9 protein-coding genes are annotated in these 14,637 nt (G+C 64.8%); 6 read left to right on the top strand and 3 right to left on the bottom strand.

Features of this window, described 5'->3' with window-relative positions; translation table 11 throughout:
• Positions 1-34: 34 nt before the first annotated feature.
• Positions 35-1,309 carry a sugar MFS transporter gene (locus IQ458_RS06735; protein ID WP_203322296.1) on the bottom strand — a complete coding sequence of 425 codons (1,275 nt, stop codon included), beginning with the start codon at positions 1,307-1,309 and terminating at the stop codon, positions 35-37.
• Positions 1,310-1,758: 449 nt separating this feature from the next.
• On the opposite strand from IQ458_RS06735, the gene IQ458_RS06730 reads away from it, so the two are divergent.
• The 5 genes from IQ458_RS06730 to IQ458_RS06710 all read left to right on the top strand — a co-directional run bounded on the left by IQ458_RS06730 (position 1,759) and on the right by IQ458_RS06710 (position 11,983).
• Positions 1,759-2,757, top strand: coding sequence for a glucokinase family protein (locus tag IQ458_RS06730; RefSeq protein ID WP_203322295.1), 999 nt, complete (start codon positions 1,759-1,761; stop codon positions 2,755-2,757).
• A gap of 151 nt (positions 2,758-2,908) precedes the next feature.
• A complete protein-coding gene (locus IQ458_RS06725) occupies positions 2,909-5,608 on the top strand; it encodes a TonB-dependent receptor (protein WP_203322294.1) in 2,700 nt (899 codons plus the stop codon).
• A 903-nt stretch (positions 5,609-6,511) separates the two neighbouring features.
• The gene (locus IQ458_RS06720; protein WP_192198117.1) at positions 6,512-6,790 is read left to right on the top strand and encodes a hypothetical protein; all 279 of its coding nucleotides are present in this window, start codon (positions 6,512-6,514) and stop codon (positions 6,788-6,790) included.
• A 93-nt stretch (positions 6,791-6,883) separates the two neighbouring features.
• Positions 6,884-9,574, top strand: a complete 2,691-nt coding sequence (locus IQ458_RS06715) for a TonB-dependent receptor (RefSeq protein WP_203322293.1) — start codon at positions 6,884-6,886, stop codon at positions 9,572-9,574.
• A gap of 90 nt (positions 9,575-9,664) precedes the next feature.
• Complete coding sequence (locus IQ458_RS06710; protein WP_203322292.1) at positions 9,665-11,983, top strand: family 20 glycosylhydrolase; 2,319 nt, start codon at positions 9,665-9,667, stop codon at positions 11,981-11,983.
• Between the two features lie 105 nt (positions 11,984-12,088).
• Here the strand turns inward: IQ458_RS06710 and IQ458_RS06705 are convergent, their stop codons facing one another.
• Together IQ458_RS06705 and IQ458_RS06700 are read right to left on the bottom strand one after the other, a co-directional pair.
• Positions 12,089-12,490 (bottom strand): VanZ family protein, encoded by a 402-nt coding sequence (locus IQ458_RS06705; protein WP_183640449.1) that lies wholly within the window; start codon positions 12,488-12,490, stop codon positions 12,089-12,091.
• Between the two features lies 1 nt (position 12,491).
• Positions 12,492-13,676 (bottom strand): class I SAM-dependent methyltransferase, encoded by a 1,185-nt coding sequence (locus IQ458_RS06700; protein WP_203322291.1) that lies wholly within the window; start codon positions 13,674-13,676, stop codon positions 12,492-12,494.
• 113 nt (positions 13,677-13,789) lie between these two features.
• On the opposite strand from IQ458_RS06700, the gene IQ458_RS06695 reads away from it, so the two are divergent.
• Positions 13,790-14,620 carry a proteasome-type protease gene (locus tag IQ458_RS06695; RefSeq protein WP_203322290.1) on the top strand — a complete coding sequence of 277 codons (831 nt, stop codon included), beginning with the start codon at positions 13,790-13,792 and terminating at the stop codon, positions 14,618-14,620.
• Positions 14,621-14,637 lie beyond the last annotated feature (17 nt).

The following is a 14,637-nucleotide window of genomic DNA, read 5'->3' as shown; positions in this document are numbered from 1 at the left end:
AGCCATGGGGAATCTCCACGCGGTCCATGGCCGCTCAACCCGCCTTCACGCGGCCGACATTGTGGCCGCGCAGGGCGAAGAACAGGATGTACAGGTAGCAGGGCACCGCCAGTGCGGTGAACACCAGCTGGAAATCATGGGTCTGCTTGAACACCGCGAACAGCTGCGGAATCACCGCGCCGCCGGCGATGCCCATGATCAGCAGCGCCGATCCGGTTTCGGTGAAGCGGCCCAGGCCCTGGATCGCCAGCGGGAAGATCGCCGGCCACATCATCGCGTTGGCGAAGCCGAGCGCGGCAACGAAGCCGACCGACACATAGCCATGGGTCAGGAACGCGCCGATGGCGAACACGATGCCCAGCACGGCCGACACGCTGAGGTAGCGCTCCTGCGAGATGAAGCGCGGGATGGCGACCAGGCCGAACAGGTAACCCAGTAGCATCGCGAACAGGGTGTAAAGCGTGAATATCTTGGTCTCGTCCAGCGGCAGGCCGAAACCTTCTCCATAGGTACCGATGGCATCGCCGGCAAGCACTTCCACACCGACATAAACGAACAGGCAGATCACGCCCAGCAGCAGATGGGGGAACTGGAACACACTGCGGCGAGTCGTCTCTTCACCACCAGCTCCGTTGGCATTAGCTTCGGCGGTGTTCACTTCCGGCAACGGCGAGAACAGGATGCCGACCGCCAGCAATACCAGCAGGCCGGCCATCACCATGTAGGGGCCGTAGACGCGCGCGGCGAACTCGTTGAGCAGGAGTTCCTTCGCCTCCGGGGCGGCCGCTTCGACCTGCGCGGCGAGGTCGCCCATGCCGTGCATCACGAAAGCCGCCAGCGCGATGGGCGCGAGCATGCCGGCGACCTTGTTGCAGATGCCCATCACCGCGATGCGCTGCGCCGCGCCCTCGATCGGGCCAAGGATGCTGATGTAGGGATTGGCCGCGGTCTGCAGGATCGCCAGGCCGGCGCCGATGGTGAACACGCCACCGAGCGCGCCGGGATACCAGCGATGGGTGGTGAACTGGCCGAACACCAGCGCACCGATCGCCATCACGAACAGCCCCAGCGCCATGCCCTTCTTCATGCCTGTCCTGCGCAGGATCACCGAGGACGGCAACGCCAGGCAGAAATAGGAAATGTAGAACGCGCTGGGAATCAGGAAGGCGTAGGTCTCGCTGACATTGAACGCCAGCTTGGCGAAGGTGATCAGCGGCCCGTTGAGCCAGGTGACGAAACCGAAGATGAAAAACAGCAGGCCGATGATGGCAATGGACACGTATTGTCGCGAGCCTTGTACCGCAGTCATGTCTGGCGAACTCCCCTCTCTCTGATTGTGATGGCCGATCCGCGACCGGCGTCCACGCCCTGCCGCTGCGTGGCTCCCTCTGGAAACAACGTTGTCACAGAATCGTCCGCGAAGCCACCCGCGACCGGCTTCTCCTTGCACGCGTACAGCACGCTTGGGTTTCCGGATTTGTCGCACCGCAACAACGGGCACGGCCCGCAGGGCGCCTCAAACCCTTAAATCTGAATGTATTTCTTCAGTTTTGAAACTGAACAGGAGAGTCTGCATCGGATCACACGCAAATTTGATCCGAGCACCACCCGCCCTGCCTGTATTTGATGACAGAGTGTTGACAACGTTGTCAAACCCCTCCCACACTCCGGCGCCATCGGGGCTGTTCGTTTTCGCCCCTTCGCGGACATGTGGGGAGACGTGTGGTCGCAATCGCCAATCCATTGCCGGTGGATCCCATGAGCCGGGCAGGCGACGCCTTCATTGCCGCGGATGTCGGCGGCACCCACGTCCGTGTCGGACTGGTGCGCGGCGGCAACGATCCGGCCGTGCCCATCAGCGTGCTGGAATACCGCAAATACGCCTGCGCCGACTACCCGGGGCTGGCCGACATCCTGCAGGACTTCCTGGCCGGCCTGGGCGGCCTGCCTGTGAATCGTGGCGTGATCGCCAGCGCCGGCTACGCGCTGGAAGACGGTACCGTCATCACCAACAACCTGCCCTGGCGCCTGTCGCTGGCCGAACTCCGCGCGCGCCTGGGTTTCGATGACTTCCAACTGGTCAACGACTTCGAAGCGGTCGCGCACGCCGCCGCGCAGGTCGACGCCAGCCAGGTGCTGCAGCTCGCCGGCCCGGTCGGGGCGCCGCCGCGCGGCCCCATCCTGATCCTGGGTCCGGGCACCGGTCTGGGCGCGGCAGTGTGGATTCCGTCGGGCAAGCGCTCGGTGGTGCTGGCGACCGAAGCCGGCCAGGCCGCGCTCACCGCCGGCAACGCGCTGGAAATGGCGGTGCTGACGGAAATGCTGAAGACGCGTCCGCACGTGCCGATCGAACAGGCGTTGTCCGGCCCCGGACTGATGAACCTCTATACCGCGCTGTGCGCCGTGCGCGGTGGCGTGACGCCCGCCCATTCGCGTCCCGGCGATATCACCGCCGCCGCCCTCGCGGGCGAAGACGCGCTGGCCCACGAGACGCTCGACGTGTTCTGCGGCCTGCTCGGCAGCGTGGTCGGCGACATGGCGCTGCTGTACGGCGTGCAGGGCGGCGTCTACCTGGCCGGCGGCATCCTGCCGAACATCCGCGAATTCCTTCTCCAGAGCAGCTTCGTACCGCGTTTCCTCAACAAGGGAACGATGCGCGAGGCGCTCGAACGCATTCCCGTGAAGCTGGTCGAGCACGGGCAACTGGGCGTCATCGGCGCCGCCAGCTGGTACCTCGATCAAACCGAAAACAACTGAAGAAAAAAGAAAAGAAACGAAGGCGTCGGGACAGGCGCCCGCAAAAAGAAACGGGTCGGAGCGGTCAGCCGATTCCCTGGCAGCAAAGGCAGCAATACGGCTCCGGATCACGCCCCGGCCGACAACCAAAAATCATGATGGGAGAGACACCATGAATCACCGTAAATCGCTACTCGCCGTCGCCGTCGCGACGGGCCTCGCGGTCTCCATGCACGCCCAGGCGCAGGATGCGGCCACCCAGCAACAGGCCCAGCCGGCCGCGCAGCAGCAGGCCACCGATCTGGACACCGTGATCGTCACCGGTATCCGCGGCTCGATGGAGAAGTCGCTGGATACCAAGCGCGAAGCCAATTCCCGCGTGGAAGTGGTCACGGCCGAAGACGTCGGCAAGCTGCCGGCCCATAACGTGGCCGACACCCTGCAGCGCCTGCCGGGCGTGAACATCAGTTCGTCGTCTTCCGATGAAGGCGGCTTCGACGAAGCCGACCGCGTCAGCCTGCGCGGCACCAGCCCCAGCCTGACCCAGACCCTGATCAACGGCCACACGGTCGGCTCGGCCGACTGGTTCGTGCTGAGCCAGGGCAACAACGTCGGTCGCAGCGTCAGCTACACCCTGCTGCCCTCCGAACTGGTCAGCTCGGTGGAAGTGCACAAGTCCTCGCAGGCCAAGCTGCCCGACGGCGGCACCACCGGCTCGGTCAACATCATCACCCGCAAGCCGCTGCAGTTCGCCGACAAGATCACCGCCGAAGCCTCGCTGGGCGTGGTCAACGCGGAACAGGCCGATTCCACCGACCCGCAGATCTCGGGCCTGTTCAACTACAAGAACGACGCCGGCACCTTCGGCGTGATGGTCCAGGCGTTCAGCCAGAAGCGCGAACTGCGCCGTGAAGCGCAGGAAGTTCCGGGCGGCTTCTTCCAGATCTCGGCCACCGATCCGGCCGGCATCAGCAATCCGGATCTGGTTGGCGTCTGGGCCCCCGGCCTGCTCGGCTCGACCCTGTTCGAACAGACCCGCGAGCGCAAGGGCGGCCTGATCGAACTGCAGTTCAAGCCCAACGACGACCTGACCCTGGGCCTGAGCGGCTTCCGTTCGGACATGGACGCCAACAACTACAACCGCAACTTCATGATGTGGGGTGGCAATTTCGCCCGCGCATGGGCTCCGGATCCCGGCTACGTGGTCAAGGACGGCGTGCTGACCAACGCCACCTACACCGGCCAGGCCGGGCAGAACTACGCGGTGTACGACATGATCTACCGCGAGGCGTCGGCCAAGAGCGAATACGTCACCTTCGACGTCGACTGGCAGATCAACGACAACCTGAGCTCCAAGTTCCAGGTCGGCACCACCAGCGGCGAAGGCTCCACCCCGCGCCAGTTCATCGCCGAACTGAACATGGCCAATGGTGGCGGCGCCAGCTGGACCAGTCATGGCGCCGGCTCGCCGGTGGACTGGAACGTGGGCGGCGATCTGAGTCCCGCCAGCGCCACCTGGGGCGGCACCTGGGGTAACCAGGAGGTCACGGCGAAGGACGACGAGGACTGGTTCACCGCCGACTTCACCCACTACTTCAACAGCGGCGTGCTGTCATCGCTCGACTTCGGTGCGCGTTACGCCGACCACACCCGCGAAGCGCTGTCGCCGGAAGGCGCCAGCCCCGGGGCTGGCATCTGGGACGCACTGCAGAATGGCGCCACCGCGCCGTATCCGGGCGGCTTCGCCAGCAGCATCGGCGGCAGCTTCCCGCGCGATCTGTGGTACTTCACGCCGGGCGCGCTGAAGGACGCGATCATCAACAACTCGACGTGGCTGTACAACAACGATGGTCCGACCGGTCGCCACAACTACGGCGCCGAGTGGAAGGTGGAGGAGAAGAACCTCGCCGCCTACATCCAGGCCAACTTCGTCGGCGACAACTGGAGCGGCAACATCGGTCTGCGCTACGTCAACGTCGACCAGGACATCAGCTCCTACCAGGCCGTCGCCAACGCGGCCAATGCCGATGTCTCCAGCCTGTTCGGCCAGTGGATCCGCAAGTTCACCAACAACAAGCACAGCCGTGTCCTGCCCAGCGCGAACATCAAGTTCGACATGGGCGAGAACCTGGTGTTCCGCTTCGCCGCCTCGCAGACGCAGACCCTGCCCGACTTCTCCGCGCTGGGCGCTTCGTCCTGGGGCTCGGATCTGAACCGCACCGGTGGTGGCGGCAATCCGAACCTGGATCCGGTGGTCTCCACCAACTTCGATGCCAACATCGAGTGGTACTTCATGCCGCGCGGCCTGCTGTCCGTCGGCGCCTATTCGATGAACATGAAGGACTACGTCGCCTTCGGTACGGAAAAGCAGATGCTGTTCAGCGAGTTGACCAACCAGCTCGAGGAATACCTGGTGTCCGTGCCGGTCAACTCCGACGGCAAGGTCACCGGCGTGGAAGTGGCCTACGAGCAGCCGATCGGTGACAACTTCGGCGTGGTCGCCAACTACACCTACGCCAACGGCAGCACCTCGCACACCTGGGCCGACGGCAGCGACAATCTGCTGGGCACCTCGAAGAACACCTACAACGTGGGCGCCTACTTCGAGAACGACACCTTCGGTGCGCGCGTGAGCTACACCCGCCGCTCCTCGTTCCTGATCGGCCTGTCCGGCGCCAACCCGTACTACCAGGATGACTTCGGCACCCTGTCGGCGGCGCTGAGCTACAAGTTCAACGACCACCTGAGCTTCTCGCTGGATGCGCTAAACCTCAACGATCCGACCATCAAGTACTACCAGAGCGCGGCGATCCCGACCTCGTTCTACAGCAATGGTCGCCAGTACTACTTCAATGTCCGCCTGAAGTTCTGATCGCGGCAATCTGACAGAGCGCTCCCTCTGCAGGGCCTGGACTTGTCCAGGCCCTTTTTTTTGCTCGCCATTCCGGACTACAGGCGACGGAAAGCCGGCCGGGCCTCGATTGCCCGGGCACACACGGTTCGAGATCGCCTGCGGAACCACTGAAGACGCGACCTGCGATGTGCCTATCGCGCTCCCAATCCCCGGGCATGGCAGCATCCCGCGCCGATGGGTGACGACGACCGCGCGGACTGAAGCCCACGGCACCGTGGTCCATCCAGCCGATGCGAATACACCCGTCGTGTTCGTCGCCGGATATCCGCGCAGCCGCCGCGCGTTCGCGCTGGACGCGAAGCACCAGTCCGGCGCACGTCGAGCGTACTGGCGATTCGCGTGGACAAAGGCGCTTCCATCGGGCCGGCGGGAATGCGCTGTTGATGGACCCGACGACCTTGAAAGACGTACCCGACCTTCCCTGTCGCATGCCGGCACCTGGCGTGGTTTCAACAGCCGCACCTCGTGCCAAATCGCACCGGTCAACCTGCGGTACGGGGACATGCCGACCGATGCCATCGATTCACCGGCGGCACCGCGCCTGACGACGCCTTGTCTTCAACGAGCCACGTGGAAGGGACGCGACTTCCGAGTGGCTCACAGGGGATTTCGTGCCAGATAATTTTTTACAAGCAACAGCACGAAAACGACAATTCCCGGATATCCATAGGGGCATTTCCGGACACTCCAGCGCCGTAGCCAACAAAAACCCAGTCAAATCAACCATCTTATTGATGCGGCGCAGCATGTCTTTTATGAAAATTTTTTGCAATTTGCTTGACAACGTTGTCAGCACTCTCCCACACTCGGCTTCGAAGGGGGCCTGAGGGGCTCCCGTCTGCGGGACATGTGGGGAGACGTGTGGCTGCCATCACCAATCCAGCGCCCAGGGTGGAATCGCGACTGCGGGAACAGTCCCTGTCCGCCGCCGCCATGACCTGCTCGCCCGTCCGCTCGGGCTCGATGCGCGCCGCCGATGCCTCCGTTCGACCGGTCATCGCCATCACCGACCTGGTCGCCGCCCGCGGAATACCGCAGGGCAACCCGCTCGAATGCATTCCCGCGAGGCTGGCCATGGATGGGCAACGGGACGTCGCCGACGCCCCTCGTTGGCAGCCCGGCCGGATCGCACCTCGGTAAGACAGCGGCGAGTTGCCCGCCGTGGGAGTCAGGCAACCGCACGACCCGCCAGCAAGGCGGGCCGACCACAAAAATCATGATGGGAGAGACAGCATGAGCCACCGCAAGACCGCACTATCCGCCGCAATCGTGATGTGCCTGAGCATCACCGCGCACGCGCAGGATGCCGCCCCGGCGCAGGCCGCCGCCGACACCGGCGAAGCCGTCGAACTGGACAAGGTCGTCGTCACCGGCATCCGCGCCAGCCTGCAGCAGTCGCTCGACACCAAGCGCAACGCCGACGCCATCGTCGACGTGATCACCGCCGAGGACGTCGGCAAGTTCCCCGCCACCAACGTGGCCGAGGCGATGACGATCATTCCCGGCGTGGCGATCGACCGCGCATTCGGCCAGGGCGAGAAAGTCAGCATCCTGGGCACCGATCCCTCGCTCAACCGCACGCTGCTCAACGGCCAGTCCATCGCCTCCGGCGACTGGAACATGTCCGAATTCCCGACCCGCACCTTCAACTATTCCCTGCTGGCGCCACAGCTGGTGGGCAAGGTGGAGGTGTTCAAGTCGCCGGAAGCGCGCATCGACGAGGGCTCGATCGGCGGCACCGTGATCATCAGCACCCGCAAGCCGCTGGACATGGCCAACGACATCACCATCGCCGGCCAGATCAACTATGTTCGCAATGACCGCGTCGAGGACACCGACCCACAGGCTTCCGCCCTGTTCGGTTGGAAGAACGACGCCGGCACTTTCGGCTTCATCGTGTCCGCGCAGAAGGCCAAGGAACAAATCCGCCGCGACGGCATCGAGTCCTATGGCACTGTCACCGCCGCCCAGTTCCGCGACGGTTCCGGCGGCGCGCCGGGCTCGGTCGGTTCCGGCAACTGCACCGGTACCTGCGAACAGACGCTGACAAACAACATGACCGCGGTCGGCCCCAACTCGATGAGCGCGCATTTCTTCGAGCAGGAGCGTGATCGCCGTACGTATTCGGCCTCGTTGCAGTTCAAACCGGTCGAACAGCTGGATATCGAACTCAATGCGCTGAAGATCGACTCCAGCTACGATCACTCCACGCAGTCGATGTTCGCGATGCAGGGCAACACCTGGAACAGCCTGAGCAGGCTGACCGACGTCACCGTCCAGAATGGCCTGATGACGCGCGGCACCATGAACGACGGCCTGGTCATCTTCGACCTGCAGCATCGCGAAGCCTCCGTCGAGTCCGAAACCTATGATCTGAAGGCCACCTGGAACGACGAGCGTTGGTTCGCCTCGACCCAGTTGGGCTCGACCAAGGCCGATGGCGGCCCGCGCCAGGTGTTCGGCGAATTCCTTGCCCGCGCCGACTACACCTGGGACATCAGCAATGCGCCCAAGCATCCGGGCAGCCTGACCTTCCACGGCGCCAATCCGTTCCTGGATCCGGCGTCCTTCCAGATGGATGCGGGCTGGGGTGGCAACGTGGTGGAGAAGCCGACCCTGGACAAGGAGAAGTACGGCCAGGTCGATTTCGGCCTCAAGCTCGACTCGCCGGTCTATCTGCTCCGTTTCGGCTACAAGAAGCGCGATCACGAGACCAGCCAGATCCAGCGCGGCGTGATTCTTTCCGGCGTCACCACCGCCGCATCCCGGTTCAGCCCGCGCTGGCTGCCGGGCAACTACCTGGACGGCTTCAGCGGCTACGGCGATCTCGGCCGGCGCTTCACCATCGACGGTTCCCAGTTGGCCGACTATATCCTCGGCGGTGAATGGCTGCCGCCCGGCCAGAGCATGACGCCGATCTCCACCTTCAACTCGGCCGAGTTTGTTCGCAACACCTGGTCGATCAATGAAGACATCCAGGCTGCGTACGTCCAGGCCGATTTCAGCTTCGGCAAGCTGCGCGGCAACGTCGGCGTCCGCCATGTACGGACGGAATCGGAGAACGGCAGCTGGAAGTGCTCGGTCAACGTCGCCAACTGCGCGGTCAGCCAGTACGTGCCGCAGGTGCTGAAGAAGAAGTACAACAACACCCTGTCCAACGTGAATCTTGTCTACGACGTCAACGACGAGTTCGTGCTGCGCTTCTCCGCGGCGCAGGTGATGGCGCGTCCCAACTACGCGGACATGTCCAGCTACCTGTGGCTGGCGGACGCCACCCTCAAGGGCGGTGGCGGCAATCCGGACCTCAAGCCTTACCGCTCGACCAATCTGGACCTGTCAGCCGAATGGTACTTCTCGCCGAACTCCATCCTGGCCGGCTCGATTTTCTACAAGGACATCTCCGACTACGTGCTGATGACCTCGGGCAAGGAAGATCACTGGAACATCAACCAGAACCAGGTCAGCACCTACGACGTGGATCGCCCGCGCAATGCCGGTGACGCCAAGGTCAAGGGAGCGGCGATCGCCTACCAGCAGGACATCGGCGCGGGCTTCGGCGTCCTGGCCAACTACACGTTCTCCGATGCCCAGGCCAACAGCGGCCGCGACCTGCCGTTCAATTCCCGCCACCAATTCAACATCAGCCCCTACTTCGAAAGCGGCAACTGGACGGCCCGGATCACCTATGGATGGCGGGACAAGTACTTCACCCAGGTCAGCGGCGGCCGCGAAATCTGGGTCAAGGACTACGCATCGCTGGATGCCAGCGTCGGCTACCGCGTCAACGACTTCCTGAGCGTCAGCCTGGACGGCATGAACCTGCTCGACGAGGAGTACCACAGCTATTCGGGCGTTGAGCAGCTGACCCGAGGCGTGTATCGCACCGGCCGCCGCTTCATGACCTCGCTGCGCGTGCAGTTCTGATGCCATCGCTTTGCCTTTGACATTATTGTCTCTCCACGGGTCCAGGACTTCTGGGCCCGTTTTTTTTGGAACAGGGAATCCAGGAAAACCATGACATCCCCAAACCATCACTTTCCGCGCCGTTTCGCCCTGCACCTGGGCCTGCTGACCGCGTTGGTCGCGGCGCCAGCCCTGGCTGGAGACGCCGCAACGTCTCCGGCGTTCGCGCTGATCCCCGCTCCCGCCAGCCTGCAGCCGAACGAAGGCGCTTTCATGCTGGATGCCGGCACCACCTTGCATGCCGAGGGTGAAGTCGCGCGCAGGGTCGCCGGCCAATTCGCGGAATTTCTAGCGACAACGCGCGGCACGCGTCTTGTGCTTTCCGGTCCGGGAGAAGGCGGCGTTGTCTTCGCCCTCGACCCGACAGCTTCGGCTTCCTCGCCGGAAGGTTATCGCCTGGAAGTGACGCCTGAGCGGGTCCGCGTCACCGCCGCCCACGAACGTGGGTTGTTCTATGGCGCGGTCACCCTCTGGCAACTGGCGACGCAGTCTTCCGCGCTGCCGGCGCGGATACCGGCCGCCAGCATCCAGGACGCCCCCCGCTTCCCCTGGCGCGGCTTCATGCTCGACTCCGCGCGGCATTTCCAGTCGCTCGACGAGATCAAACAGATTCTCGATGCGATGGCGCTGCACAAGCTCAATACCTTCCATTGGCACCTGACCGACGACCAGGGCTGGCGCATCGAGATAAAGAAGTATCCGAAGCTGACCGAAGTGGGTGGCTGCCGGGTCGCCGCGGGCGAGGCCGGCGTCGGCGCCGATGGCCAACCGAAGCCCTATTGCGGTTTCTACACCCAGGACCAGATCCGCGAGATCGTGAAGTACGCGGCCGATCGCCACATCACCGTGCTGCCGGAAATCGATGTGCCGGGCCACGCGCAGGCGGCCATCGCCGCGTATCCGGAACTCGGCGTGCTGGGCAGTACACCACCGGTATCCAACCAGTGGGGCGTGCACAGCTACCTGTTCAATACCGAGGAAAGCACGATCACATTCCTGGAGGATGTGTTGACCGAGGTGATCGCGCTGTTCCCCGGACGCTACGTGCATGTCGGCGCGGACGAGGCGGTCAAGATCCAGTGGGAAAACTCCGCGCGCGCGCAGGCGCGCATCCGCGAACTCGGCCTGAAGAACGAGTTCGAGATGCAGAGCCACATCATCAAGCGGCTGGAGAAGTTCCTGGAAGCGCACGATCGCCGCCTGATCGGCTGGGACGAAATCCTTGAAGGCGGCCTGCCGCCCGAGGCCACGGTGATGTCATGGCGCGGTACCGAAGGCGGACTGGAAGCGGCCACGCAGGGCCACGACGTGGTGATGACACCCAAGTCGCACCTGTATCTTGACTATCACCAGACCACCTCGCCGAACGAGCCGCCGGGCCGGCCGACCCAGGTGCCGCTGGAGAAGGTCTACGGTTTCGAACCGGTGCCGGAAGCGCTCGCGCCTTCGCTGCGCCATCACATCCTCGGCCTGCAGGCCAACGTGTGGACCGAACACACACGCCACTATGCGCGCCTGCAGCATCATCTGTATCCGCGCCTGGCCGCATTGGCCGAAGTGGGCTGGACGCCGATGGCGCGCAAGGACTACGGCGACTTCCTCAAGCGCCTGCCTGCGCAGTTGCAGCGCTATCGGTCACTCGGCATCGCCTATGCGAAAACACCGTTCGAAGTGGTTGTCACCGCGCAGGACCTGCGCGAGTCCCGACAGGCGCAGGTCACGCTGGCCAACCCGCTGGGCTACGAGATCCGCTACACCCTCGATGGCAGCGTGCCCGCCGCCACCTCGCTGCGCTACGCGCAACCCTTCACGGTGACGCCGCCGGCGCAGGTGCGCGCCGTCGCGTTCTTCGACGGCAAGCCGCTGGCAGATGTCACCGGGCAGCTCGTGGATCGCGAATGGCTGCTACGCCGGACCAGCGACGCGCTGGCGAGCTGTCCGGAAGGTGGCCGCCTGCTGCTGCGGCTGGAGGACGACGGCCCGCGCGAGGGCGCGCGCGCGATGTTCAACGTCACCATCTTCAATCCATGCTGGCAGTGGCCACAGGCGGATCTGGCGGGCATTGCGAAGTTGCAGGTGCGCGCCGGGCGCATTCCGTACTACTTCCAGCTGGCGCACGACGAGGTCAACCGCAAGTTCGAGCCGGCCCGCTCGGCGCACGGCGAGTTGCTGGTCCGCGCCGGCAACTGCAAGGCCGAACCGTTCGCCACGGTGCCGCTGCCGGCCAGCCCCGAAGCCGACGGATTCGTCACCCTCGATGCGAACCTGCCGGCAGGACTCTCCGGCAGACAGGACCTGTGCCTGGTGTTCACCGGCGATACGCGCCCGGAGATGTGGGTGCTGGACGAGGTGCGGCTGGTGCCGCGCTGACGCACCGCGCATCGCCGTGACCTGGCGCGGGGATCCTGCACTCCTCGCTCCGCCCCTCGTCCACGCGCGGACGGGGGGCTTTATTTGCCTGTGCCGCAAGCCCGCCTAGACCGGCTTGCGGACCTTGCCCTCAAGCCGCAGCAGCAGATCCCGCAACGGCGTCAGCGCCGTGGACAGGCCCAGCAGCACGCCGACGGTGTTGGCGATGGCGTCGAAGGGATCGCGCATGCGGTCGGTGGTGTAGGCCCCTTGGGCGAATTCCACGCCGATGCCCACGATCACCAACGCAAGCCCGACGGTCATCCAGCCGCCGCGGCTGCGGAACAACTGCACCGCCCCGGCCGCCAGCAGGAAGTAGGCCAGGCCGTGCTCCAGCTTGTCGGTGCCCGAGGGCATGTCCGGGAACGGCGGCGGCGGTCCCAGCGACAGCGCGACCACGGTCGCGATGGCCAGCAGCCACAGGCACAGCCACAGCCGGGGATGGCGGAACGGTTTCAGCAGGGTCATCTCACAGGCGCCAGGTCAGATCGTTGGCAAGGAAGGCCGGACCGAACTCGACGTCGCGCGCGAATCCCATCACCTGGAACCGCTCGCCCATCTCGCTGGGCAGGGTCAACCTCTTCGCCTCGTTGCGAAAACGCAGTTTGGCGGTCTCGTCGGCCCTTTCCTCGATGTCCTGCAGGCGCTCAGGCAAGCCGTTGCCCAGCAGGAAGCTGGCCTGATCGCTGTAACCGGCCAGTTCGAAGCCAGCCTGGGTGCCGGCCTCGGCCAGCGCGGTGAAATCCACCGACGCGGTCAGATCCTGCAGGCCCGGCCACAGGTAGGGATCGGCATGCACGTGCTGGCGGTAGAACGCGCGCAGCGTGCCCTCGTCGCGATCCGGCAGGTAGTACTCGCGGCGCGGATAACCGTAGTCGACGAACAGCATCGCGCCGGCGCGCAGTCCACCCATGACCGCCTGGATCCAGTACGGCAGTTGCGGCAGCAGTTCGGAGCGGTAGCCATCGGAGAAAGGCTGTTCGAGATAACGTTCGACGTGGCGGACCGCCGCCGCCAGCAACGCGTCGGCCGGACGATCGGTGCGGATGAAGTGTCCTTCGTCATCCAGTGCCACGTGTTCCTCGAACACCTCGCCATCGCGCAGGGTGAAGCGCGGCGTGGGCAGCGCGTCGATCACCTCGTTGGCGAACAGCACGCCATTCCAGGCTTCGCCCGGCGGTCCGTCCAGCCATTCGACCAGCGCGAACACCGGTGGAATCAGCCGCTGTGACAGGCGCTCGCGCTGGCGTTCGCGCAGGTCGGCGCTGGGTTCGAGGATGGCGTAGCGCGCCGGCAGCGCATCCAGTTCCAGCAGGCGCTTGAGCATCACTTCGGCGAAGGCGCCGCTGCCCCCGCCCAGTTCCAGGAATTCGGCCTCCGGCCCCAGTTCCTGCAGCACCGGCGCGACCGCGCTGGCGACGCAGGCGGCGAACAGTGGACCGAGCTCGGGCGCGGTGACGAAGTCGCCGGCATCGCCGAATTTGGCGCTGCCGGCGCTGTAGTAGCCCAGGCCGGGCGCATAGAGACAGCGCTCCATGAAACGCGAGAACGGCAGGAAGCCGCCGCTGGCGCGGATTTCCTCGCGCAGCAGGGCCGCCAGCCGCTCGCTGTGGGCGAGCGCGTCGGCATCGGGAAGGGGTAACTGGGCCGGCATGGGGCCACTCGATGTCTGCGGATCCGGGACGTATTGTACGTGCCCGCGGTTCAGCCTAGCCAAGCGGCGAGGCCGCGCCTAGAATCATGATGCACGGCAACAACGGAACCGCCATGACCTATTGCGTCGGCATCGAGGTGGACGAAGGCCTGGTCTTCGCGTCGGATACCCGCACCAGCGCCTCGTTCGATGATGTGCGCGTGTACCGCAAGATGCATAGCTTCGAATACCCCGGAGAGAGGGTGTTCGTCATCCTGTCGGCAGGCAACCTTGCCACCACCCAATTGACCATCTCGCGTTTGCAGCGCGACGCCGGAGATGCCGCGGCCTCCCGCAGCCTGCGTAGCTTCGCCCACCTGTATGAAGTGGCCGAGTACGTCGGCGACGTACTCGTGGCCAGCCAGGCCAAGGTCAGTGACGAAGCGCAGCAAAGCGGCGTCAGCGTGCAGGCCACGCTGATCCTGGGCGGCCAGATCGCCGGCGAGCGGCCGGGGCTGTACATGATCTACCCGCTCGGCAACTGCATTGCCGCATCGCCGGAAACCCCCTACCTGCAGATCGGGGAGTCCAAGTACGGCAAGCCCATCCTGGACCGGATCCTGCGCCCGCAGACCACGCTGGAGGACGCCGCCCGCTGCGCGCTTGTATCGCTGGATTCGACCATCCGCTCCAACCTTTCGGTCGGCATGCCGATCGATCTGACATTGCTGCGCGCGGGTGATCTCAGGCTGACCCAGACGCTCCGGCTGGAAAGCGACACGCCCTTGTATTCGGAAATCCACGAGACCTGGTCGCGCAAGCTGGAGGCGGCGGTGCACGGCCTGCCGCGTTTTCCGTGGGAACCCCGGCGCGAGGTCGAGGAACCGGCTTCCACAGTGCCGGCAATGCCGCCACGGCGCTTGCCGTCGCGACAGGATCCGGGCGACATGCAGGGCCAGCAGTAAACGCTCCGCATCCATGG

The sequence above is a fragment of the Pseudoxanthomonas beigongshangi genome, from assembly GCF_016820515.1.
GTDB lineage: Bacteria > Pseudomonadota > Gammaproteobacteria > Xanthomonadales > Xanthomonadaceae > Pseudoxanthomonas_A > Pseudoxanthomonas_A beigongshangi.
The sequence above is the reverse complement of the archived record's forward strand: the minus strand, read 5'-3'. Positions and strand labels throughout refer to the sequence as shown.